This window comes from Microbacterium kunmingense (genome assembly GCF_023155745.1).
GTDB lineage: Bacteria > Actinomycetota > Actinomycetes > Actinomycetales > Microbacteriaceae > Microbacterium > Microbacterium kunmingense.
The window spans coordinates 52,460-72,754 of record NZ_JAKNUS010000009.1; the positions used below are offsets into that span (position 1 = coordinate 52,460).

General features: G+C 72.0%; 18 protein-coding genes. 5 read left to right on the forward strand and 13 right to left on the reverse strand.

Going from position 1 to position 20,295, the window contains the following annotated elements; translation table 11 throughout:
* Positions 1-200: 200 nt before the first annotated feature.
* Positions 201-1,634, forward strand: a complete 1,434-nt coding sequence (locus MA875_RS13200; RefSeq protein ID WP_248242718.1) for a dihydrolipoyl dehydrogenase family protein — start codon at positions 201-203, stop codon at positions 1,632-1,634.
* A gap of 87 nt (positions 1,635-1,721) precedes the next feature.
* Here MA875_RS13200 and purH read toward each other — a convergent pair whose 3' ends face one another.
* The 3 genes from purH to MA875_RS13215 are packed head-to-tail and all read right to left on the reverse strand — an operon-like array spanning position 1,722 to position 5,446.
* Positions 1,722-3,326 (reverse strand): bifunctional phosphoribosylaminoimidazolecarboxamide formyltransferase/IMP cyclohydrolase, encoded by a 1,605-nt coding sequence (purH, locus tag MA875_RS13205; protein WP_248242719.1) that lies wholly within the window; start codon positions 3,324-3,326, stop codon positions 1,722-1,724.
* Between the two features lie 49 nt (positions 3,327-3,375).
* Positions 3,376-4,002 carry a phosphoribosylglycinamide formyltransferase gene (purN, locus tag MA875_RS13210; RefSeq protein WP_248242720.1) on the reverse strand — a complete coding sequence of 209 codons (627 nt, stop codon included), beginning with the start codon at positions 4,000-4,002 and terminating at the stop codon, positions 3,376-3,378.
* A gap of 4 nt (positions 4,003-4,006) precedes the next feature.
* The gene (locus tag MA875_RS13215; protein ID WP_248242721.1) at positions 4,007-5,446 is read right to left on the reverse strand and encodes a cell division protein PerM; all 1,440 of its coding nucleotides are present in this window, start codon (positions 5,444-5,446) and stop codon (positions 4,007-4,009) included.
* A gap of 79 nt (positions 5,447-5,525) precedes the next feature.
* Between MA875_RS13215 and MA875_RS13220 the strand changes: the two genes are divergently transcribed.
* Positions 5,526-6,986, forward strand: a complete 1,461-nt coding sequence (locus MA875_RS13220) for an NCS2 family permease (RefSeq protein WP_248242812.1) — start codon at positions 5,526-5,528, stop codon at positions 6,984-6,986.
* Positions 6,987-7,020: 34 nt separating this feature from the next.
* Here MA875_RS13220 and MA875_RS17845 read toward each other — a convergent pair whose 3' ends face one another.
* The 7 genes from MA875_RS17845 to MA875_RS13255 all read right to left on the reverse strand — a co-directional run bounded on the left by MA875_RS17845 (position 7,021) and on the right by MA875_RS13255 (position 13,829).
* Positions 7,021-8,601 carry a polysaccharide deacetylase family protein gene (locus MA875_RS17845; protein ID WP_248242722.1) on the reverse strand — a complete coding sequence of 527 codons (1,581 nt, stop codon included), beginning with the start codon at positions 8,599-8,601 and terminating at the stop codon, positions 7,021-7,023.
* The gene (locus tag MA875_RS13230) at positions 8,598-9,134 is read right to left on the reverse strand and encodes a hypothetical protein (RefSeq protein WP_248242723.1); all 537 of its coding nucleotides are present in this window, start codon (positions 9,132-9,134) and stop codon (positions 8,598-8,600) included. Before MA875_RS13230 ends, MA875_RS17845 begins: the two co-directional genes overlap by 4 nt.
* Positions 9,135-9,204: 70 nt before the next feature.
* Positions 9,205-9,654 (reverse strand): nitroreductase family deazaflavin-dependent oxidoreductase, encoded by a 450-nt coding sequence (locus MA875_RS13235; RefSeq protein WP_248242724.1) that lies wholly within the window; start codon positions 9,652-9,654, stop codon positions 9,205-9,207.
* A 5-nt stretch (positions 9,655-9,659) separates the two neighbouring features.
* The gene (sucD, locus tag MA875_RS13240) at positions 9,660-10,562 is read right to left on the reverse strand and encodes a succinate--CoA ligase subunit alpha (RefSeq protein WP_248242725.1); all 903 of its coding nucleotides are present in this window, start codon (positions 10,560-10,562) and stop codon (positions 9,660-9,662) included.
* Between the two features lie 28 nt (positions 10,563-10,590).
* Positions 10,591-11,754, reverse strand: a complete 1,164-nt coding sequence (gene sucC / locus MA875_RS13245) for an ADP-forming succinate--CoA ligase subunit beta (RefSeq protein WP_248242726.1) — start codon at positions 11,752-11,754, stop codon at positions 10,591-10,593.
* A gap of 249 nt (positions 11,755-12,003) precedes the next feature.
* Positions 12,004-12,606, reverse strand: a complete 603-nt coding sequence (locus tag MA875_RS13250; protein ID WP_248242727.1) for a response regulator transcription factor — start codon at positions 12,604-12,606, stop codon at positions 12,004-12,006.
* Positions 12,603-13,829, reverse strand: a complete 1,227-nt coding sequence (locus MA875_RS13255) for a sensor histidine kinase (protein ID WP_248242728.1) — start codon at positions 13,827-13,829, stop codon at positions 12,603-12,605. The genes MA875_RS13250 and MA875_RS13255 overlap by 4 nt, the downstream gene beginning before the upstream one ends.
* A 188-nt stretch (positions 13,830-14,017) precedes the next feature.
* On the opposite strand from MA875_RS13255, the gene MA875_RS13260 reads away from it, so the two are divergent.
* On the forward strand, positions 14,018-14,464 hold the full coding sequence (locus tag MA875_RS13260) for a small multidrug efflux protein (RefSeq protein WP_248242813.1): 447 nt from the start codon (positions 14,018-14,020) through the stop codon (positions 14,462-14,464).
* A 72-nt stretch (positions 14,465-14,536) separates the two neighbouring features.
* Here the strand turns inward: MA875_RS13260 and MA875_RS13265 are convergent, their stop codons facing one another.
* On the reverse strand, positions 14,537-15,307 hold the full coding sequence (locus MA875_RS13265) for an FAD-dependent oxidoreductase (RefSeq protein ID WP_248242729.1): 771 nt from the start codon (positions 15,305-15,307) through the stop codon (positions 14,537-14,539).
* A gap of 118 nt (positions 15,308-15,425) precedes the next feature.
* On the opposite strand from MA875_RS13265, the gene MA875_RS13270 reads away from it, so the two are divergent.
* Positions 15,426-16,100 (forward strand): TetR/AcrR family transcriptional regulator, encoded by a 675-nt coding sequence (locus tag MA875_RS13270; RefSeq protein ID WP_248242730.1) that lies wholly within the window; start codon positions 15,426-15,428, stop codon positions 16,098-16,100.
* Between the two features lie 12 nt (positions 16,101-16,112).
* Here the strand turns inward: MA875_RS13270 and MA875_RS13275 are convergent, their stop codons facing one another.
* The gene (locus MA875_RS13275; protein ID WP_248242731.1) at positions 16,113-17,399 is read right to left on the reverse strand and encodes an acyl-CoA dehydrogenase family protein; all 1,287 of its coding nucleotides are present in this window, start codon (positions 17,397-17,399) and stop codon (positions 16,113-16,115) included.
* A 177-nt stretch (positions 17,400-17,576) separates the two neighbouring features.
* Here MA875_RS13275 and MA875_RS13280 point away from each other — a divergent pair, with 177 nt between their 5' ends.
* Positions 17,577-18,764 carry an AI-2E family transporter gene (locus MA875_RS13280; protein WP_248242732.1) on the forward strand — a complete coding sequence of 396 codons (1,188 nt, stop codon included), beginning with the start codon at positions 17,577-17,579 and terminating at the stop codon, positions 18,762-18,764.
* A gap of 72 nt (positions 18,765-18,836) precedes the next feature.
* Here MA875_RS13280 and MA875_RS13285 read toward each other — a convergent pair whose 3' ends face one another.
* Positions 18,837-19,898: an ATP-dependent DNA ligase gene (locus MA875_RS13285; RefSeq protein WP_248242733.1), complete on the reverse strand. Its 1,062-nt coding sequence runs from the start codon at positions 19,896-19,898 to the stop codon at positions 18,837-18,839.
* Positions 19,899-20,295 lie beyond the last annotated feature (397 nt).

Here is a 20,295-nt window from a genome sequence, read left to right on the forward strand (position 1 = left end):
CCGGAATTCTGCGACGGAGGCGCGATTCTGCGACGGACGTGCGCCGCGCGGCGCAGCGCGGCGGGCCGGAAGGGGAAAGCGGCGCGCGCAGCGCGGCGGGCCGGAAGGGGAAAGCGGCGCGCGCGGGGTGGGAGCACGTGCCGCGCGGGAGCGGCCGCAACCCTGCCCGCGGGCGGGCGCACGGCGTTAGGGTCGGGACCATGGAGATCACCCGCGAGTACGACGTCGTGGTCATCGGTGCCGGGGCGGTGGGCGAGAACGTCGCCGACCGCGCGGTGCAGGGGGGCCTGTCGGCGGTCATCGTCGAGAAGGAGCTGGTCGGCGGCGAGTGCTCGTACTGGGCGTGCATGCCGTCCAAGGCGCTGCTGCGCAGCGCCGCGGCGCTGCGGGCGGCGCAGGCGGTGGATGGCGCGAAGCAGGCCGTGACCGGAGAACTCGACGTCTCCGCGGTGCTGCGCCGCCGCGACGGCATCACCCACGAGTGGAACGACGATTCGCAGGTGCAGTGGCTCCAGAAGGCGAAGATCGACCTCGTCCGCGGCCACGCGCGCCTGGACGGGGAGAAGCGGGTCGTCGTCACCGACGACGACGGGATCGACACGATCCTCATCGCCCGCCACGCGGTGGCCGTGTGCACCGGGAGTGCGGCGCTGCTCCCCGACATCCCGGGGCTTCGGGAGGTCGAACCGTGGACCAGCCGTGATGCGACCGCGGTGCAGCATCCGCCGGCATCCCTGACGGTCCTCGGCGGTGGGGTCGTGGGCGCCGAGATGGCCACCGCCTACGCCGGTTTCGGCACGGAGGTCACCCTCGTGGCCCGGTCGGGGCTCCTCGGAGGCACCGAGCCCTTCGCCGGGGAGATGGTTGAGGAAGCGCTGCGCGCGCTCGGGGTCGACGTGCGGACGAACGTCGACGTCGTCCGGGCCCGCGCCGCCGACGACGGCCTGGCCGTGCTCGAACTGTCCGACGGCTCGGAGGTCGCCGCCGAGCGCGTGCTCGTCGCGACCGGGCGGGTACCGCGCACCACCGACCTGGGCCTGGAGAGCGTCGACCTCGAACCCGGTTCATGGCTCGACGTCGACGACACGATGCTCGTGCGCGGCACCGACTGGCTCTACGCGGTCGGCGACGTGAACCATCGCGCGCTCCTCACCCACCAGGGCAAGTACCAGGCGCGTGCCGCGGGCGACGTGATGGCCGCACGCGCGCAGGGTGCGCCGGTCGACGACGCGCCCTGGGGCGTCCACGTCGCCACCGCCGATCACGCGGCGGTGCCGCAGGTGACCTTCACCGACCCCGAGGTCGCCTCCATCGGCCTCACCGCCGCGGCCGCCGAGAAGGCGGGTCTGCCGGTGCGGGTCATCGACTACGACCTCTCCTGGGTGGCGGGCGCGTCGACCGTGTCGGACGACTACGTCGGCCGCGCACGCGCGATCATCGACACCGAGCGCGAGGTGCTCGTGGGCGCGACGTTCGTCGGGCCCGATGTCGCCGAGCTGCTCCACTCCGCCACGATCGCCGTCGTCGGCGAAGTGCCCCTGTCGCGCCTCTGGCACGCGGTCCCGTCGTATCCGACGGTGAGCGAGGTGTGGCTGCGGTTCCTGGAGGAGTACGGCCGCCCGACGGCCGGCTGAAGCCGGACGGGCGGTGCCGACCGCACGCCGCCCGCGGCCGACGCCGACGCGCCCGCGCGCCGCGCCGAAAAGCCACCCGCGCGCGACTCAGTGGAAGAAGTGCCGCTCCCCGGTGAAGAACATCGTCACGCCCGCGTCGCGCGCGGCGGCGATGACCTCGTCGTCGCGCACCGACCCGCCGGGCTGCACGATCGCCGAGACACCGGCGTCGATGAGCACGCGCGGCCCGTCGGCGAAGGGGAAGAAGGCATCGGATGCCGCGACCGAGCCGGTCACGCGATCCCCCGCCCGCTCCACGGCGAGGCGGCAGGAGTCGACCCGGTTCACCTGTCCCATGCCGATGCCGACCGTGGCGGAGTTCTTCGCCAGCACGATGGCGTTCGACTTCACCGCGCGGCAGGCCTTCCAGGCGAAGATGAGGTTCGTCATCTCGTCATCGGCGGGACGCTCGCCGGACACCAGCTGCCAGTCCTTCGCGACCGACTCGATGTCGTCGGGGAACCGGTCGGCGTCCTGCAGCAGCAGGCCCCCCGAGACCAGGCGCACGTCCATGCGCTCCTGACGCCAGTCGGCGGGCAGCTGCAGGATGCGCAGGTTCTTCTTCAGGCGGAAGACCTCCAGCGCCTCCGGCTCGAAGTCGGGCGCGACGATGACCTCGGTGAAGATGTCGCGCAGGTTCTCGGCCATCTTCAGCGTCACCGTGCGGTTCGCCGCGATGACACCGCCGAAGGCCGACACCGGGTCGCACTCGTGCGCGCGCAGGTGCGCGGAGGCGATCGGGTCGAGCGCGTTCGGCGCGGTGACGGCGATGCCGCAGGGGTTGGCGTGCTTGATGATCGCCACGGCGGGCTTGACCATGTCGAACGCCGCACGCAGCGCGGCATCGGCGTCGACGTAGTTGTTGTACGACATCTCCTTGCCCTGCAGCTGCGTGGCCTGGGCGATGCCGTGCCCGCCGACGCGGGTGTAGATCGCCGCGCGCTGGTGGGCGTTCTCTCCGTAGCGGAGGGTCGCCAGTCGCTCGGCCTTGATCGTCAGGTGCGCCGGGAGGTCTTCCTCGGCGAGCGTCCCCTCGGCGAACCAGGCCGCGACCGCGGTGTCGTACGAGGCGGTGTGCGCGAAGGCGCGGGCGGCGAGTTCGCGTCGCTGGGTGAGGGTGGTGCCCCCGCCGCGGACGGCCTCGATGATCGCGGGATACGACTCGGGCGAGACGACGATCGCGACGTTGGCGTGGTTCTTCGCCGACGCCCGAACCATCGCCGGGCCGCCGATGTCGATCTGCTCGACGACGGCGTCACCCTCGGCGCCGGAGGCGACGGTCTGGACGAACGGGTACAGGTTCACCACGACGAGCTCGAACGCGGCGATGCCGAGCTCGCCGAGCTGGCGCTCGTGGTCCTCCAGGCGAAGATCTGCCAGCAGCCCCGCGTGCACCGCGGGGTGGAGGGTCTTCACCCGTCCGTCGAGCGACTCGGGGAAGCCGGTGACGGCCGAGACGTCGGTCACGGGGAATCCGGCGTCGCGGATCGTCGCCGCCGTCGACCCGGTGGAGACGATCTCGACACCCGCTGCGGCGAGGGCCTCGGCGAGCGGCAGCAGGTCGGTCTTGTCGCTCACCGACACCAGCGCGCGGCGGATCGGCACGACATCGCGGTCGCGGTACAGGGACGGGTCGTGACTCGGGCCGGCCATGGGTCTCCTTCTCGAGGCGAGCGGGTTTCGGTGCGAGGGTGCGAGGGTTTCAGGCGGGAGCGGATGTCGGTGACGCGGGCGTCCCGGAGGCCGCAGCGCGTGCGAGGTCGAGCTCACCGGTCGCGATCCGGCGGACCACGTCGATCATCAGGCGGCGCTCGACGGGCTTGATGCGGTCGTGCAGACGGTGCTCGTCGTCATCCGGATGGATCGGCACGCGCTCCTGGGCGAGGATGGGCCCGGTGTCGACGCCGGTGTCGACGAGGATGACACTCGCGCCGGTCTCGGTCGCCCCCGCCGCGAGGGCGTCGCGGACCGCATGCGCCCCGGGGAACTCGGGGAGGTAGGCGGGGTGGGTGTTGATGATGCGCGGACTCCACGCCTCGACGAACCCGGCGGGCAGGAGGCGCATGAGCCCGCTCAGCACGATGAGGTCGGGCTGCCACACGCGCAGTTGGGCGTCGAGCTCGGCCCCCCACGCTTCGCGCTCGGCCGCTCCCCGCCACGGGACGAGGAGGGTCGGAATCCCGAAGGCCTCGGCGTGGGCGAAGCCGTCGGCTTCCCGGTCGGCGCCGACGGCGATGACACGCGCCGGATACTGCGCGTCGGCCGCCGCCTCCAGCAGCGCCCGGAGATTGGACCCCGCGCCCGAGATGAGGACCGCGACGGTGAGCACCGGCCTAGTCTAGCGGCGAGCCCCCGCCGCGCCGGGGGTGCGGGAAGAGCGGCTGGGTGTCGGTCTGATCGGGGTCGACCGCACCACCGGAGTCGTCCGGGGTCTCGCGCCGCGGCGTGTCGCCGACCGGCGCGGTCTCGGCCGCGGCATCCCCTCCCCCATCCGCCTCGGCCGTGTCGGGTTCGGGCTGCCACACCCGCCACTCGCCGGCATCCGTGTCGTCGCCGCGCGTCCGCGCCGACGGCAGAGCCAGGAGGATCCCCGCTCCCACGAGCACTTCGGCACCGACGGCGAGGCCGACGGCTCCGGGCGCCGGGCCCACCTGTGCCAGCGCCCCGGGGCCGATCGACCCGCCGGCGGCGAGGGCGAGGAGGGCGGCCGCGCCGCCCGAGAGCAGGGCGACGGCGCCGGCGACGGTGGAACGCAGCCCCCACCCCTCGGCGATGGCCCGCGGGTGGTCGGCGACCAGGCGGGAGCGCACCATCCATCCGGCCAGCGCTCCGAGCGCGACCGGCACGAGCGCGAGGAGGAGAAGCCACGAGGTGGTCGATTCGGGGATGACGCCCAGGAGCGGCACCGGCGGGAGCACGCCGACCTGCGTGCCGGCCGGGGCGACGGTGGTCGCCGCGCCGACGGCGAACCCCGGTCCGGCGAGGAACGACGCCGCCCACACCACGAGCGTCGGCAGGTAGGCGAGCTGGCCGAGGGCGATGACGCTCGCGCCGAGCACGTCGGCATTGCCTGCCTGCGACAGCGCGACCACCTGGGGGCCGCGGATGACCAGGGCGACGGTGAGAAGGGCAGCGCCGGCGCCGATGAACCCGGCGACGACGATTCCGACGCCGCGTGCGGTCTCCGACACCGCCGCGAGACCCGACTCGCCGATGCGCTGTTCGAGGGCGTCGCGGGCGCGGGCGATGAGTCCGACATCGGCCTCCCGCCACTCGGTGACGACAGCGGCGAGGGTGGCGGGCACCGCGAAGACGAGGGCCGGCAGAGCGATCGCGAGCCCCGTCGGCGTGGCCGCCAGCGCGTTGGCACCGGTGAGGGCGACACCTGCGGCAAGGGCGGTGAAGACGACGATGCCGCCGATGAGGCCGCTCTCCCACGCCTCCGACCGGGAGGCGCGCACGCCCGTCCGCGCGGCGAGCACGGCGGTGAGGGTCGCGAGGGCGAGAGGCGCCAACGAGAGGGAGAAGGATGCCGCGGACTCGTCGATGCCGGCCGCGGTGAGGTAGATCGGCGGAAGGGTGATCTCGAGCGGCACGAGGTGACCGAGCTGCCAGACCGACGCCGTCGCCGGCCAGAGCGCCGACCAGTCCGCGGCGGTGCCGAACCCGAAGACCCACAGGAGCGTGGCCGGCGCGAGGATCAGCGCAAGGCCGACCGCCGCCGCGATGGCGGCGTCGACGGCGGCGAGAAGGGCGACCACAAAGCGTTGCATGCCTCAACGACCCTACCGATCGGCAACGGCAGAACCGGCTAACGTCGAGGGGGAGGTCTTAGTGAGCAACACATCCGACATGCCGACGACCGGCGCCAGGACATCGAACCGGCGCGACGACGACGTCTCGAAGGGCCGGCTCGAGCGGTTCTTCGAGATCAGCACGCGGGGCTCGTCGGTCGCGGCCGAGGTGCGCGGCGGGGTGGTCACGTTCGTGACGATGGCCTATATCGTCATCCTGAACCCGATCATCCTCTCCAGCGGCGTCGACGTCGACGGCAACAGCCTCGACTTCGCTCAGCTGTCCGCGGTGACGGGACTGACGGCGGGCGTGATGACGATCCTGTTCGGCCTCGTCGCCCGCCTCCCGTTCGGATTCGCAGCGGGCCTCGGCATCAATTCCTTCCTCGCCGTGTCGGTCGTCGGCGAGGTGACATGGCCAGAGGCGATGGGCCTCGTGATCATCAACGGCCTCATCATCGTGCTGCTGGCAGCGACGGGGCTCCGCCGCATGATCTTCGACGCCGTGCCCCTGCAGCTGAAGCTCGCCATCACGGTCGGCATCGGCCTGTTCATCGCCTTCATCGGATTCGTCAACGCCGGTTTCGTCACCTCGACCGGCGTCGGCTCGCCCCCGGTCGGGCTCGGCGTGGAGGGTTCGATCGCCACGGTGCCGACGCTGGTGTTCGTGTTCACGCTCCTGCTCACCGGCATCCTGATGGCGCGCCGGGTGCGGGGCGGCATCCTCATCGGGCTGGTCAGCGGCACGGTCGTCGCGGTCATCGTCGAGGCGGTGTGGAACCTCGGCTCGGCCGTCGATGCTCCGGGCGGCTGGGGGCTGTCGGTGCCGGAGCTCCCCGCGCAGTGGGTGAGCCTTCCCGATCTCGCGCTCGTCGGACAGGTCGATCTGTTCGGCGCCTTCGCCCGTATCGGCGTCCTCGCCGCCCTCATGCTCGTCTTCACCCTGGTCTTCACGAACTTCTTCGACGCGATGGGCACCCTCACGGGCCTGGCGAAGGAGGCCGGGCTGTCCGACGCCCAGGGGAACTTCCCGCGGCTGCGCTCGGCCCTCATCGTCGAGGGTGTGGGGGCGGTCGCCGGCGGGTACACGTCCGGGTCGTCCAACACCGTCTTCATCGAATCCGGTGCGGGCATCGGTGAGGGAGCCCGCACGGGGCTGGCGAATCTTGTCACTGGTGGACTCTTCCTCATGGCGATGTTCTTCACGCCGCTCGTGTCGATCGTGCCGACGGAGGTGGCCGCGGCGGCGCTGGTGATCGTCGGCGCGCTGATGATGTCGCAGATCCGGGCGATCGACTTCAGCGATTTCTCGGTGCTGCTCCCCGTCTTCCTCGCCGTGACGGTGATGCCCCTGACCTACTCGATCGCCAACGGCATCGGCGCGGGCTTCGTGTCGTGGGTGGTCGTGCGGGTCTTCGCCGGGAAGGCACGGGAGATCAGCCCGCTGCTGTGGATCGTCTCGGCGGGCTTCGTCGTGTACTTCGCCCGCGGACCGATCGAGGCCCTGCTCGGCGCCTGACTTTCCGACGCTCCGTTCGAGGTCGCTGTCGTGATCAGCGCCCCGAGGTCCACGCGCCGGCGCTCGGCAGGTCGCCCTCGAAGATCTGCGTCACGGTCACCAGCGAGAAGCCGCGGTCGAGCAGACCGTCGTAGGTGGCGGCGGCCGCGGCCCCGGTTCCGGGGTGGATGTCGTGCATCAGCACGATCGAGCCGGGGCGCGGCGCGTCGACGGCCCGCGCGATGAGGGTGTCGACCCCGGGACGCTGATAGTCGAACGTGTCGACGTCCCAGAGGATCGCGGGAAGGCCCGCGATCCGCAGCACGTTCTGGTTGTACTCGCCGTAGGGCGGGCGGAAGCTCGTCGGGCGGGTGCCCACCGCGTTCTGGATCGCGGTGCTGGTGTCGCGCAGCTGCGCGGCCACCTGCTCGTCGGTGAGCGAGGGGAGGCTCGGGTGATTCCACGAGTGGTTGGCGATCTCGTGCCCCTCGTCGCGCATGCGGCGGAGCGTGTCGGCCCACCCGCGGGCCTTCTCCCCCATGACGTAGAACGTCGCCGCGGCCCCGCGGGAGCGCAGCTCGTCGAGGATCCCGGCGGTGTACTCGGAGGGCCCGTCGTCGTAGGTCAGCGCCACGCAGGGCACCAGCTCGCAGTCGATCGCTTCGGCGCCCGCGGGGACGGCCGCGGGGGCCTCGTAGGGAAGAGCGGATACCACGGCGTCGACCAGGCCCACTCCGAACGGCGTGAGGTAGGGCGCCGCGACCTCGCGCGGAACGGCGACCGCCATCGGCTCGGTCGTCGCGGCGATGCCGAGCGCCTGGAGCTCGGGCGGGCTGAACCCCGCCCGCACCTCGATGACGACGGCTTCTGCGACCGGGACCGAGCGAGCGAGCGCGGCACCGATGACGGCGAGCCCGGCCTCGTCCGGCGGCTGCACCGGGGCGAGACTCAGCGCTCCCGCGTCACGGCGGAGCGCTTCGACGATGTCGCCCCACAGTGCCGGACCCGCCTCGGCCGCCCAGAGCGCGTCGGCCGCGACGGTTTCGCCGGTGCGGAGGTCGGTGTAAAGGGTGGCTGAGGTGTCACCGCTGATCGCCGCGGCATCTCCCGAGACCGTCCGCACCCGAACGCCGAGGTACGGACCAGCGGCGGTGACGATATCGCACGCGACCGCCGTGCCCGTGCCGTTCACGGGCCCCAGCCGCGGGTCGGCGAGCAGCTCCGATGCCGGAAGGCGGGTCGATCCCCCGACGCACATCCGCTCGCCGAGCCCGGCTCCGCGGGGCTGCACCTGTGGGGAGTAGCTGATACCGGTGGCCGCCTCACGCCCGGCGATCGCCTCGCGCAGAGCGCCGATGAGGCGGTCGTTGAGGGGCGCCTGACCGGGGAGCAGGGCGACCCGGGCCTGGACCCCCACGTCGTCGTTGCGGATCCGCATCGGACGAAGCGCCGGAACCGTCGCCGGGTCGATGGCGGCGGGGAACTCCACGACCGCCACGCGGGCGGCCGGGAACGCGGCCGGCTGCCACGCGGCATCCGTCGCCGGTGCGCACGCGACCAGCGCGAGCGCACCGACGAGGACGACCGGCAGCGCGACGCGCCGGACGCCCCGCCGGCGCGACCGAGAGCGGCTCACGACGCCACTCGCACGGTGTCGAGCACCTCGGCGATCGCGTAGCGGTAATCGGCGACGCCGGCCTCGGTGACGCGTGCGACGATGCCGGCGCTGACGGGGCCTCGCTCATCGCCCACGGCGGCCAGCACGACGCCGCCGTCGGGGTCTGAGACCTCGGCGTGCCGGGCTCGCGCGCCCGAGGACAGGGTTTCGGTCACGGGCGCGGCGTCCTGCGCGCCGCCGTCGCGGGCGAGGTCGGCGTAGGCGGTGTCGAAGCCGCCCCGCAGCTCGGTGACCGCGATCTCGAGTCGCCCGTCGGGGCTCGTGAGCGTCAGCTCATCGTCGTCGAACGGGGGGCGGCGGACGATCCAGCCGGCGGGCGCGGTGAGGCTCACCGACGCATCGGCGATGCTCACCTCGGTCGGCGCCTCGTACACCGTCGCCCCGAGGTTCGCCAGACTCGGAGGAATGGCCACCGCGGCGGCCAGACCGATGCCCGCCGCCGCTCCGAGCGCACCCACGCACGCCAGCACGAGGGCGGTCGCGGACTTCACGGCCCGATCGTAGACCGGCCGCGCTCTGCCACCGCGCCGCGGCGCGGCATCCTCCGGGTATTCTCCGGGGTTACTCCGAGGGCGGGTCGAACGGCTCGAGCACGAAGACGGCGATCGTGCGATCGGTCTTCTTCTGGTACTCGTTGTAGTCCGGCCACACCTCGGCCGAACGGTTCCACCACTCGGTGTACTCGTCGCCCGAGAGCTCGCGCGCCAGGTAGTCGCGCTTGACCGGCCCGTCCTGCAGTTCGACGTGCGCGTGCGCGCGCATGTTCGCCGCCCACGCGGGCTCGTCGGGGGCGCCGCCCTTGGACGCCACGACGGCGTAGCGGCCCTTGTGCTCGACCCGCATGAGGGCCGTCTTGCGCAGACCCCCGCTCTTCGCGCCGACGGTGGTCAGCACGATGATCGGTACGCCCCGCAGCAGGTTGGCCTCGGTGCCGCCCGAGGCCTCGTACTGCTCAGCCTGCTCACGCGCCCACTGGGACGTGCTGGGGATGTACTCGCCCTTCAGCGGCATCCGACTCAGAGCCCTTCGATGATCTCGCGCATGAGGGCGGCGGTCTCGGAGGGGGTCTTCCCGACCTTGACGCCGGCGGCCTCGAGCGCTTCCTTCTTGGCCTGGGCGGTGCCCGCCGAGCCCGACACGATCGCGCCGGCGTGACCCATGGTCTTGCCCTCGGGGGCGGTGAAGCCGGCGACGTACCCGACGACGGGCTTGGTGACGTTGGCCTTGATGAAGTCGGCGGCGCGCTCTTCGGCGTCGCCCCCGATCTCGCCGATCATGACGATCGCCTTCGTCTCGGGGTCGGCTTCGAACGCGGCGAGCGCGTCGATGTGGGTGGTGCCGATGATCGGGTCGCCGCCGATGCCGATGGCGGTGGAGAACCCGATGTCGCGCAGCTCGAACATCATCTGGTAGGTCAGGGTGCCCGACTTCGACACCAGGCCGATCGGGCCCTTGCCGGTGATGTTGGCGGGGGTGATGCCGACGAGCGCCTCATCGGGGGTGATGATGCCGGGGCAGTTCGGCCCGATGATGCGGGTGGTGTTGCCCTTCGAGGTGGCGTAGGCCCAGGCCTCGGCCGAGTCGCCGACGGGCACGCCCTCGGTGATGACGACGAGGAGCGGGATCTCGGCGTCGATGGCCTCGATCATCGCGGCCTTGGTGAACGCGGCCGGGACGAACGCGATGGAGACGTCGGCACCGGTCTTCTCGATGGCCTCGGCCACCGACCCGAAGACGGGGAGCTCGACGTCGGCGCCGTCCTTGTCCTTATGCAGCACGGTGGTGCCGGCCTTGCGCGCGTTCACGCCGCCGACGACGTTGGTGCCCGCCTTCAGCATCAGCGCGGTGTGCTTGGTGCCCTCGCCGCCGGTGATGCCCTGGACGATGACCTTGGAGTCCTTGGTGAGGAAGATCGACATTTCTTGTTCCTTATCCGGATGCTGCGGGTCAGGCGTTCGCGAGTTCGGCGGCCTTGTCGGCGCCCTCGTCCATGGTCGAGGCGAGCGTGACCAGGGGGTGGTTCGCCTCCTGCAGGATGCGGCGTCCCTCCTCGACGCGGTTGCCGTCGATGCGGACGACCAGGGGCTTGGTGGCGGTGGAGCCGAGCTCGGCGAGCGCGCCCACGATGCCCTTCGCGACGGCATCGCACGCGGTGATGCCGCCGAAGACGTTGACGAAGACGCTCTTGACCTGCGGGTCGCCGAGGATGACGTCGAGGCCCGCGGCCATGACCTCGGCCGAGGCGCCGCCGCCGATGTCGAGGAAGTTCGCCGGCTTCACGCCGCCGTGCTTCTCACCGGCGTAGGCGACCACGTCGAGGGTCGACATGACCAGGCCCGCACCGTTGCCGATCACGCCGACCTCGCCGTCGAGCTTGACGTAGTTGAGGTCGTTCTCCTTGGCCTTGGCCTCGAGCGGGTCGGCGGCGTCCTTGTCCTCCAGGCGCGCGTGGCCGGGGTGACGGAACTCCGCGTTCTCATCGAGCGTGACCTTGCCGTCCAGGGCGATGACGTCGCCCTCCTCGGTGAGCACGAGCGGGTTGACCTCGACGAGGGTGGCGTCCTCGCCCTTGTAGACGTCGTAGAGCTTGACGAACACGTTCGCGACCTGCTCGACGAGGTTCTCGGGGAAGTTCGCGGCGCGGGCGATCTCGACGGCCTTGGCGTGGTCGATGCCGGTCAGCGGGTCGACCTCGATACGGGCGAGCGCCTCGGGCTTCTCGACGGCGAGCTGCTCGATCTCCATGCCGCCCTCGACGCTGCACAGGGAGAGGTAGGAGCGGTTGGCGCGGTCGAGCAGAACCGAGAAGTAGAACTCCTGGGCGATGCGGGCGCCTGCGGCGATCATCACGCGCTTGACGATGTGGCCCTTGATGTCGAGGCCGAGGATGGCCTTCGCGGCCTCGTAGGCCTCATCGGGGGTCTTGGCGACCTTGACGCCGCCGGCCTTGCCGCGGCCGCCGGTCTTGACCTGCGCCTTGACGACGACCACGCCACCGAGCTTCTCGGCCGCGGCCTTCGCCTCCTCGGGGGTGTCGGCGACGATGCCGGCGAGAACCGGCACCTCGTACTTCTCGAACAGATCGCGGGCCTGGTACTCGTAGAGATCCACAGAGAATCCTTCGCTGGGCGAACGGTGGGATGTGTGGGTCAAAGAAATCTCGATGTCGAGATATCGACCAGTCCCCTACCCTACTACCGGCCGCGGACCGCCTCATCCCGGATGTCTCGACGGCGAACCCGGAGCACCACGGCTCACCTGACGCGAAGTGCGGCCCGCAGCGGCACATCGCGCCAGCGTAAGCGGCGGGCGCGAGCGCAAGCGGGACGCGAGCGGAAGCGGGACGCGCAGCGTCGCGCGTCAGATCCACCCGCGCTCGCGCGCGAGTATCGCCGCCTGCTGGCGGGTCGCGAGACCGAGCTTGCCGAGCACCGCCGAGACGTGGTTGCGCACGGTGCCGGGCGAGAGGTGGAGAGTCGCCGCGATCTCGGCGATCGTCTCGCCGCGCGCGCCCGCGCGCAGCACATCGAGCTCGCGGTCGGTGAGCGGGCTGCGCTCGTCGGTGAGCGCATCGGCGGCGATCTCCGGGTCGACGTACCGCCTCCCGGCGGCGACGTCGCGGATCACCGCGGCGACGTCCTGCGCCCGCCGGGACTTCGGCAGGAACCCGTCGACCCCGGCGCTGAGCGCCCGGCGCAGCACCCCGGGCCGCGCGTGCCGCGTCACCACGACGCACCGCGACCCCGCCTGCCGGCGGATGCGGGCGGCCGCGTCGACGCCGTCGAGCCCCGGCATCTCGAGGTCGAGCAGGCACACCGTCGGGCGAAGCCGCACCGCCTCGGCGACCGCCTCCTCGCCGTTGCGGCACTCGGCGACGACGTCGAAGTCGTCCTCCAGCCGCAGCAGGGCCGCGAGCGCCGACCGGATCATGTCCTCGTCGTCGGCGATGAGGATGCGGATCATGGGGAACCTCCGACGGATGCCGCGGGAACGGTGACTTCGACGGTGAAGCGCTCGGGCGCGGCATCCCACCGGGCCGCTCCCTCCACCGCGCCGACCCGCTCGGCGATGCCCGGGAGTCCCGACCCTGCCGATGGGGCGTGCGCGGGCCCCGGTCGGACCGCGACGTCGTTACTGACCTCGAGCCGCCACGATCCGCGGCGCGCACTCTCGTCGAGCGAGAGGTGCAGCCGCGCCCAGCCGCCTCCGCCGTGCTTGAGGATGTTCGTCGTCGACTCGCGGACGACCGGACCGAGGATGTCGGCGGGCGCCGCATCGGCGCGGGCGTCGACGTCGAGCTCGACGGTGAGTCCTGCGGCGCGCAGCAGGTCGGCGGCATTGGCCAGTTCGTCCGAGAGCGGAACGCCGCGGAACCGGGCAGCGAGGGCACGCGTGCCCGTCCGGGCCTCGTCGACCGACGCCCGGGCGAGTCGGACCTGCTCGGCAGCCGCGAGAGGGTCGCGGGGCAGCATCCGCTCGGCCAGCTCGAGCTGCAGCGCGATGACCTGCAGATGATGACCCTGGAGGTCGTGCAGGTCGCCGGCGAGCCGCAGACGTTCCTGGGCGGCGGCGAGGCGACCCTCGGCAGCGCGGGCCTCGTCGAGGGCGAGGACGATGTCCCACCACCACAGGCACAGCACAGCCGTGGGAGGCAGGAGCACGGAGAACAGGTTGTAGACGAGGTCGACCTCGTCACCGACGTTCCGCCCCGTGAGGGCGGCCTCGACGATCCAGATCGCCACGAGGAGGAGCGTGAGCCCCACGACGAGCCGCAGCCGCACCCCCGACCGCCAGCGCAGCAGCACCACCGCCAACGCCACCAGCGCGGCGCCCGCGAGCACCGACCCCGCGATCACCCCCGCCACCGCCGCGGCGCCGGCCGCTGCGGTGAGCGACCAGAGGACGGTCGGCGAGAACCGCTCCCCCTCGTCGGCGTCGATCCGTCGCCGACCGTATCGGGCCAGCAGCGGCACGCTCGAGGCCAGCGACACCGCGGCGGCGGCGAGGTAGACCGCGACCTGCAGGGCCCCGCCCCCGGTGATGGTCGGGACGAGCCAGAAGAACAGCGTGACGGCCTGGAACATCAGCACCGAGCCGGCGGTGTACCACCAGGTCGCGGTCACCCCGCGGGCGAGGGCCCGACCCGCCGGATTCACGGCGGTGCCGGGACGGGAGGCATCGTTCACACCGCCACAGTACGACCATGACTTTTGTCACCCCTCGTCTGCGGCATCCTCCCGGCGGCCGGTGACGCGCCGACACTGCCGCTTCGGCCCCCGACCGCGTGGGATGGAATCACCGTCCGACACGCAAGGGAGACACCGTGAACCCCATCGCCGACCTCGTCCTCGGCTTCCAGAACCTGGTCGCCCAGATGCCCGAGCTGCTGCGCCCCCTCATCGTGGCGCTCGCCGGCGCCGTGCCCTTCATCGAGGGCGAGGGCGCCTCGGCGATCGGCATCATCGGCGGCATCCATCCGGTCGTCGCCGCCATCGCCGGGTTCGCCGGCAACTTCCTCTGCGTCGCGATCATCGTCTTCGCGGGCGCCCGGGTGCGCACCGCGGTCACGACCCGCGGCGGTCGCGCGGCGCCCGAGATGTCACCGCGCCGCCAGAAGGTCATGCGCGCCTACGAGCGCTACGGCACCCCGGGCGTGAGCCTGCTCGGCCCGCTGCTGGTGCCGACGCAGTTCACGGCCGCCGCGCTGGTGTCCACCGGCGTCGCCCCCGGTCGCGTGCTGTTCTGGCAGGCCGTGGCGATCGCGCTGTGGACCACCCTCATCACGCTCATCATCACGGGTGTGATCACCGTCGTCGGCTGAGTGGGGGCTCGCCGGCCCTGACACCCCGTTCCGCGAAACCCTCCGCCGCTCGGCGGCAGCAGTGCTGCCCGCTCAGGCGACGGAGGAGGCCGCGGGCGGGGTGTCGGGTTTCCGGGTGACCTTGCCGCCCACGGCATTCGGCGTCTCGGACGTCCGCGTGGCCTTCTGCAGCGTCACCTTCCACCCCGGCCGGTCGACGCGGGCCAGTTGCAGGATGTCGGCGACGACCTCGAGAGCCGCCGGGGCCGCGCGGGTGCGACCCCGCCCGTGGCAGGACGTGACGAAGCGGATGCGACCGAGCGAACGCGGCACTTTGCCCACCGTCGGGGCGGGCCCGATCGACGGCGTGCCCGCCGGGGCGGCGCTCTCGGTGGGACGGCGGGCCGCGTCATCCGTCCCCGAGGTCGCCGCCGGCGGTGCGGGCAGCAGGTACGACGCCGCGCGCCAGCGCGACGGAGTGGGGCCCGGTCGATAGACCGACTCCGCGTCGTGGGCGCCCGTGGCGAGGATCACCTGATCGGAGAAGAGCGGTCCGTGCTCGGTGTCGAGGCGGCAGGGGCTCGCCGAGGTCACAGCGTGGACGGCGGTGCGGGTGTGCAGCGCCGCTCCGGCGGCGACGAGCGCGGAGGCGAGCGCGGTCTCCTCGTTGGCGTCGGGGCTGCCGCCGGGACGGGTGGGGCTGATCACGCCGGCTTCGACGAGTGCGACGCGACGGCCGGACTGGGTGAGCAGAAGGGTGGCGACCAGACCCGCGAGCGACGCGCCGACGACGACGACGTCGTAGTGCTCGCCGCGCGGAAGCGCCTGACCGGAGGTGTTCACGGCGGCGGCGAAAAGCGACATGAGGACAGTGAACGACCATGAACCGAACCGGACCATGGCCATGACAAGCTCGGGCACGCTCTGCCAGCGATCGACGCCCGCACCGCGTTCCCGAACGCCCCGCCGCTAAGCTCGACCCGTGAGCGACGCCGATCCCGCGTTCGTCGGCCGCACCGGTGTCGTGGCGGCCGCGGTCGAGCTGTTTCACACGCAGGGGTTCGAGCAGACCTCGGTCGACCAGATCGCGCGGGCCGCGGGCCTGTCGCGTTCGACGTTCTTCCGCCAGTACGGCGGCAAGGAGGACGTGGTCTTCGCCGACCACGAGGGCCTGCTTGAAGAACTCCGCGCCTTCCTCGCGCAGCCGCACGACGATCCGTGGGCGGCCGTGTGCGAGGCATCCGTGCAGGTGTACCAGCACTTCGCCGCCGACCCGGAGCTCGCCCGCCGTCGCTACGCCGTGGTGCGGCAGATCCCGGCGCTGCGCGACCGCGAGATCGTGACGGTCTTCCGCTACGAGCGCCTCTTCGACGAGTACCTGCGCCAGGCGCTCCCGGGCCTCGACCCCCTCGACGCGGTGGGGTTCTCCGCTCTCGTGACCGCCGTGCACAACCACGTGCTGCGCCGGCTCATCCGCGGCCCGAAGCGCGTGCCCGTCTCGGTGCTGCGACGGGCGCTGGATGACGCGCGACGCCGTTTCGGTGTGCACCTCGAAGAGTCGGCGCCGGCTCCGGACGACCTCGTGGTCGCGGTATTCCCGCGCCGGACGCCCAGCGCCGAGGTCGCGCGGCGCCTGCGCGACGCGCTATCGGAGTGAGGCGCCGCCCGCTCAGGCGAACGCGCTCACGCCGGTGATGTCGCGGCCGAGGAGGAGCGCCTGGATCGACTCGGTGCCCTCGTAGGTGTGGATGGCCTCGATGTCGGCCATGTGCTGCATCACGCCGTACTCGAGCAGGATTCCGTTGCCGCCCAGCAGGTCGCGCGCGGTGGCGGCGATCCGGCGGGCGGTGCGAGTGTTGTGATACTTCGCCAGCGACGCCTGCGTCGGCCGCAGACCCCCGGATGCCTCGAGGTCGGCCAGGTGCCGGCAGTACAGCTGCATCGCGGTGAGCTCGGAGAGCATCTGGGTGAGCCGCTCCTGCACCATCTGGAACCCCGCGAGGCGCTTACCGAACTGCTCGCGCTGCTGGGAGTACTGCAGCGCCGCCTCGTAGCAGGCGGTCGCGTGCCCGAGCGCCGACCAGGCGACGCCCGACCGCGTGGCGTAGAGCACGGTCGAGGCGTCCTTGAAGCTGCGGCTGCCGGGCAGCACCGCGTCGGCGGGGAGTCGAACGCCCCGGAGGGTGATGTGGGCCTGATGGATGCCGCGGAGCGACGCCTTGCCGGTGATCGGCACCCCGTGGTAGCCCTCCACCTCCTGCGGCACGAGGAAGCATCGCACCTTGCCGTGGTCGTCGGCGCCGGGAGACTCCACCCGCGCCCAGACGAAGGTGACCCCACCCGAGGCGCCGTTGCCGATCCACTTCTTCGCCCCGTCGATCACCCAGGCGCCGTCCGCGATGCGGGTCGCGCGCGTCTCGAGCGAGACCGAGTCGGAGCCGTGGTCGGGCTCGGTGAGGGCGAACGAGCCGAGCACTTCGCCCCGGGCGATCGGCTGCAGGTACTGCGCCTTCTGCGCGTCGCTGCCGAAGAGCGCCAGCGTGCGCAGCGCGAGGCCCCCCTGCACGGCGAGAACCGTGCCGAGCGATCCGTCGCCCCGCGAGATCTCCATGTTGACCAGGCCTGCAGCCAGCGGCGAGAGCGCGGTGAGTCCCTCGTGCTCGATGCCGTCAACGAAGAGATCGAGCTCGCCCATGCGCCGCACGATCGAGACGTCGTACTCACCGGCATCCCACTGCGCGGCCGACCGGTCGCCGTATTCGGAGATCAGCACCCGGGCGCGCGACCACGCGTCGCGCTCGGCGCCGCCGATGTCGGCGAAGACGCCGTAGTAGTCGGTGTCGAGCGGATCGGTCACCCGGTACGTGCCGGCGCGGTCGCCGGGCAAGGCGGCGGTGTCGGCGGTGTCGGTGTTTTCGGCGGTGTCGGTCGCGGGTGTGGTCGGCGCAGACGTCATGACATCCAGTTTCGCATGTTATGACACTGGGTATCAATGGCGCTCCGCCGGGTGCAGCAGGGAGTCGATTCGGACCGTGCCGCCGCACCATGAGAGCGCAGCGCAGGGCCCCTAGGCCCCCGCGACGTGCCGCGCAACCATCCGTCCGCGCGGCATCCCCCGCCGTATGGTTCAGCCATGGGACTCTTCCGTCGCTCCCCGCGCCCGCACGGCTTCGACCCGCGCGCCTTCGATTCCGCCGAGAAGGCCGCCACGTCGGCCGTCAAGGCCGCCAAAGCCCCCGTCGCCCTGGGGCTTTGGGCCGACGGGTTCGGAAAGCTCGCGACCCGGTCGCTGCAGATCGCCATCGTCATCGGCATCGCGGCGTTGGCGGTCATCGGCCTGCAACAGGTGACCGTGGTGTGGATCCCCGTCATCATCGCGCTCATCTTCGCCTGCGCCTTCGCGCCGCTGATGTCGTGGCTGCGGCGGCACGGCGTGCCGTCGCTGGTCGCGACGCTCATCACAATGCTCGCCGTCGTGATCGTGCTGGGCCTGGCGGGGTGGCTCATCGTCTGGGCGGTCCGCAACCAGTGGGACGACCTCTACTCGCAGGCCGAGGCGGGCTTCCAGGAGCTCGTCGCGTGGATCAACACGCTGCCCTTCGCCCCCACGGACAACCAGATCCAGGAGTGGAGCGACCAGGTCATCGACTTCGTCACCAGCGCCCAGTTCGGCACCGGCGCCCTCGCAGGGGTGAGCGTGCTGGCGAATTTCATCACCGGGCTGATCCTCATGATCGTGGTGCTCTTCTTCTTCCTGAAGGACGGCCCGTGGCTCTGGGAGTTCCTGCTGCGCCCCTTCCGCGGCGAGAACGAGGCGCGGGCGCGCCGCATCGGCGACAAGACGGTGGTGACGCTGGGGTCGTACGTGCGGGGCACCGCCGCCGTCGCGTTCGTCGACGCGGTCGGGATCGGCATCGGCCTGGTCATCCTGCAGGTGCCCCTCGCCCTGCCCCTGGCGGTGCTGGTGTTCCTGCTGGCGTTCATCCCCATCGTCGGCGCGACGGTGGCCGGCATCCTCGCGGCCCTCGTCGCCCTCGTCGCGAACGACTGGGTCAACGCCCTCTTCGTGGTCGGTGTGGTCGTGCTCGTGAACCAGCTGGAGGGCAACTTCCTCCAGCCCGTCCTCATGGGGCGGACGCTGAAGCTGCACGCCTTCGTCATCCTGATCGCCCTGACCGTCGGCACCGTGCTCGGCGGCATCCTCGGCGCGGTGCTCGCCGTTCCGATCACCGCGGTCGTCTGGGGGATCATCAAGGTCTGGAACGGGCCGAACGAGCCCGCGCGCTGGGCGCGGAAGAAGGCGGTCGTACCGGCGGTGTGAGCGGGACGCGTCGCGCCGCGCTGACGCGCTGCCTTCACACCAGCCGACGGCGCTCGCCGCGCCGCGCTGCCGTCAGAGCCCGGGGAGGATGTCGGAGAGCGTGAAGCGCGCCGGCACCTCGAGCTGTGCGAAGGTGCACGAGCGCGGATCACGGTCGGGCCGCCAGCGCCGGAACGACGGGATGTGGCGGAACCGCTCTCCCTCCATGTGGTCGTACGCGACCTCGACGACGAGTTCGGGGCGCAGCGGCACGAACGAGAGGTCCTTGCCCGCATTCCAGCGGCTGCCGGCCCCCGCGAGCTGCGTGCCGTCGGCGGCATGCTCGGCCCAGCCTCCCCACGGGTGCGCGGCGAGGTCGACATCGCGGTAGGGGGCGAGGTCGTCGAGCAGGGTCTTGCGCCGCGCCATGGGGAAGGATGCCGTGACACCGACGTGGTGCAGGGTGCCGTCATCGGCATAGAGGCCGAGGAGAAGCGACCCGACGATCGGGCCCGACTTGTGCCAGCGGAATCCGGCGACCACGCAGTCGGCGGTGCGCTCGTGCTTGATCTTGAACATGGTGCGCTTGTTCGGCTGGTAGGTGCCGTCGAGGGGCTTGGCGATCACCCCGTCCAGGCCCGCGCCCTCGAACGTCTCGAACCACTCCTGCGCGACGGCGGGGTCGCCGGTCGCCGGGGTGACGTAGACCGGCGGCTCGACGTCCGACAGCGCGTCGACGAGCAGCGCGCGGCGCTCGGAGAACGGGCGGCCGGTGAGGTCGTCGTCGCCCAGGGCGAGAAGGTCGAACGCGATGAACGACGCGGGTGTCTGCGCGGCGAGCAGGTTCACGCGGCTCGCGGCGGGGTGGATCCGCTGCTGCAGCGCCTCGAAGTCGAGGCCGCCGTCGGTGGCGACGACGATCTCGCCGTCGACGACGCAGCGCTCGGGGAGCTGTGCGCGCAGCGCCTCGACGAGCTCCGGGAAGTAGCGCGTCATCGGACGCTCGTTGCGGCTGCCGAGCTCGACCTCGTCGCCGTCGCGGAACACGATCGTGCGGAACCCGTCCCACTTGGGTTCGACGTGCCCGAGGTCGGGGATGGTCGAGACCGACTTGGCGAGCATCGGCGCGACCGGGGGCATGACGGGAAGGTGCATCGCCTCAGTCTCGCGTGCCGCGTGGTGTCGCGCCATCCTTCTCGGCAGCGGCGGGTACCACCCCGCTCGGGAGCACGTCGTCGGGCGTCCGACGCTCCCCCGACAACATCCGCCCCACTTCACGCGCGGCAAGGGCCGAACGTGACAGCGGAAGCAAGCGCGTCACCCTCCCCCGACAACATCCGCCCCACTTCGGACGCCGCAAGGGCCGAACGTGACGGCGGAAGCAAGCGCGTCACCCTCCGGGCGCCATGCGCGACCACCGAACGTGACAGGCGAGCTGGGGGGGCCGGGCCCGCCGGGGGGTGCCGGCCCGCCGGGTGTACCGCCCGCTCGCGAAGCGCGAAGCGCGACCGCCGAACGTGACAGGCGAAGCGACGAAGCGCCCGGTTGCGGC

Excerpts from the sequence above, each read along its gene's own strand:
- MA875_RS13200 (WP_248242718.1), top strand. The coding sequence starts at position 201 with ATGGAGATCACCCGCGAGTACGACGTCGTGGTCATCGGTGCCGGGGCG.
- purH (WP_248242719.1), bottom strand. The coding sequence starts at position 3,326 with ATGGCCGGCCCGAGTCACGACCCGTCCCTGTACCGCGACCGCGATGTC.
- MA875_RS13215 (WP_248242721.1), bottom strand. The coding sequence starts at position 5,446 with ATGCAACGCTTTGTGGTCGCCCTTCTCGCCGCCGTCGACGCCGCCATC.
- MA875_RS13220 (WP_248242812.1), top strand. The coding sequence starts at position 5,526 with ATGCCGACGACCGGCGCCAGGACATCGAACCGGCGCGACGACGACGTC.
- MA875_RS13235 (WP_248242724.1), bottom strand. The coding sequence starts at position 9,654 with ATGCCGCTGAAGGGCGAGTACATCCCCAGCACGTCCCAGTGGGCGCGT.
- sucD (WP_248242725.1), bottom strand. The coding sequence starts at position 10,562 with ATGTCGATCTTCCTCACCAAGGACTCCAAGGTCATCGTCCAGGGCATC.
- MA875_RS13250 (WP_248242727.1), bottom strand. The coding sequence starts at position 12,606 with ATGATCCGCATCCTCATCGCCGACGACGAGGACATGATCCGGTCGGCG.
- MA875_RS13260 (WP_248242813.1), top strand. The coding sequence starts at position 14,018 with ATGCCCGAGCTGCTGCGCCCCCTCATCGTGGCGCTCGCCGGCGCCGTG.
- MA875_RS13265 (WP_248242729.1), bottom strand. The coding sequence starts at position 15,307 with ATGTCGCTTTTCGCCGCCGCCGTGAACACCTCCGGTCAGGCGCTTCCG.
- MA875_RS13275 (WP_248242731.1), bottom strand. The coding sequence starts at position 17,399 with ATGACGTCTGCGCCGACCACACCCGCGACCGACACCGCCGAAAACACC.
- MA875_RS13280 (WP_248242732.1), top strand. The coding sequence starts at position 17,577 with ATGGGACTCTTCCGTCGCTCCCCGCGCCCGCACGGCTTCGACCCGCGC.
- MA875_RS13285 (WP_248242733.1), bottom strand. The coding sequence starts at position 19,898 with ATGCACCTTCCCGTCATGCCCCCGGTCGCGCCGATGCTCGCCAAGTCG.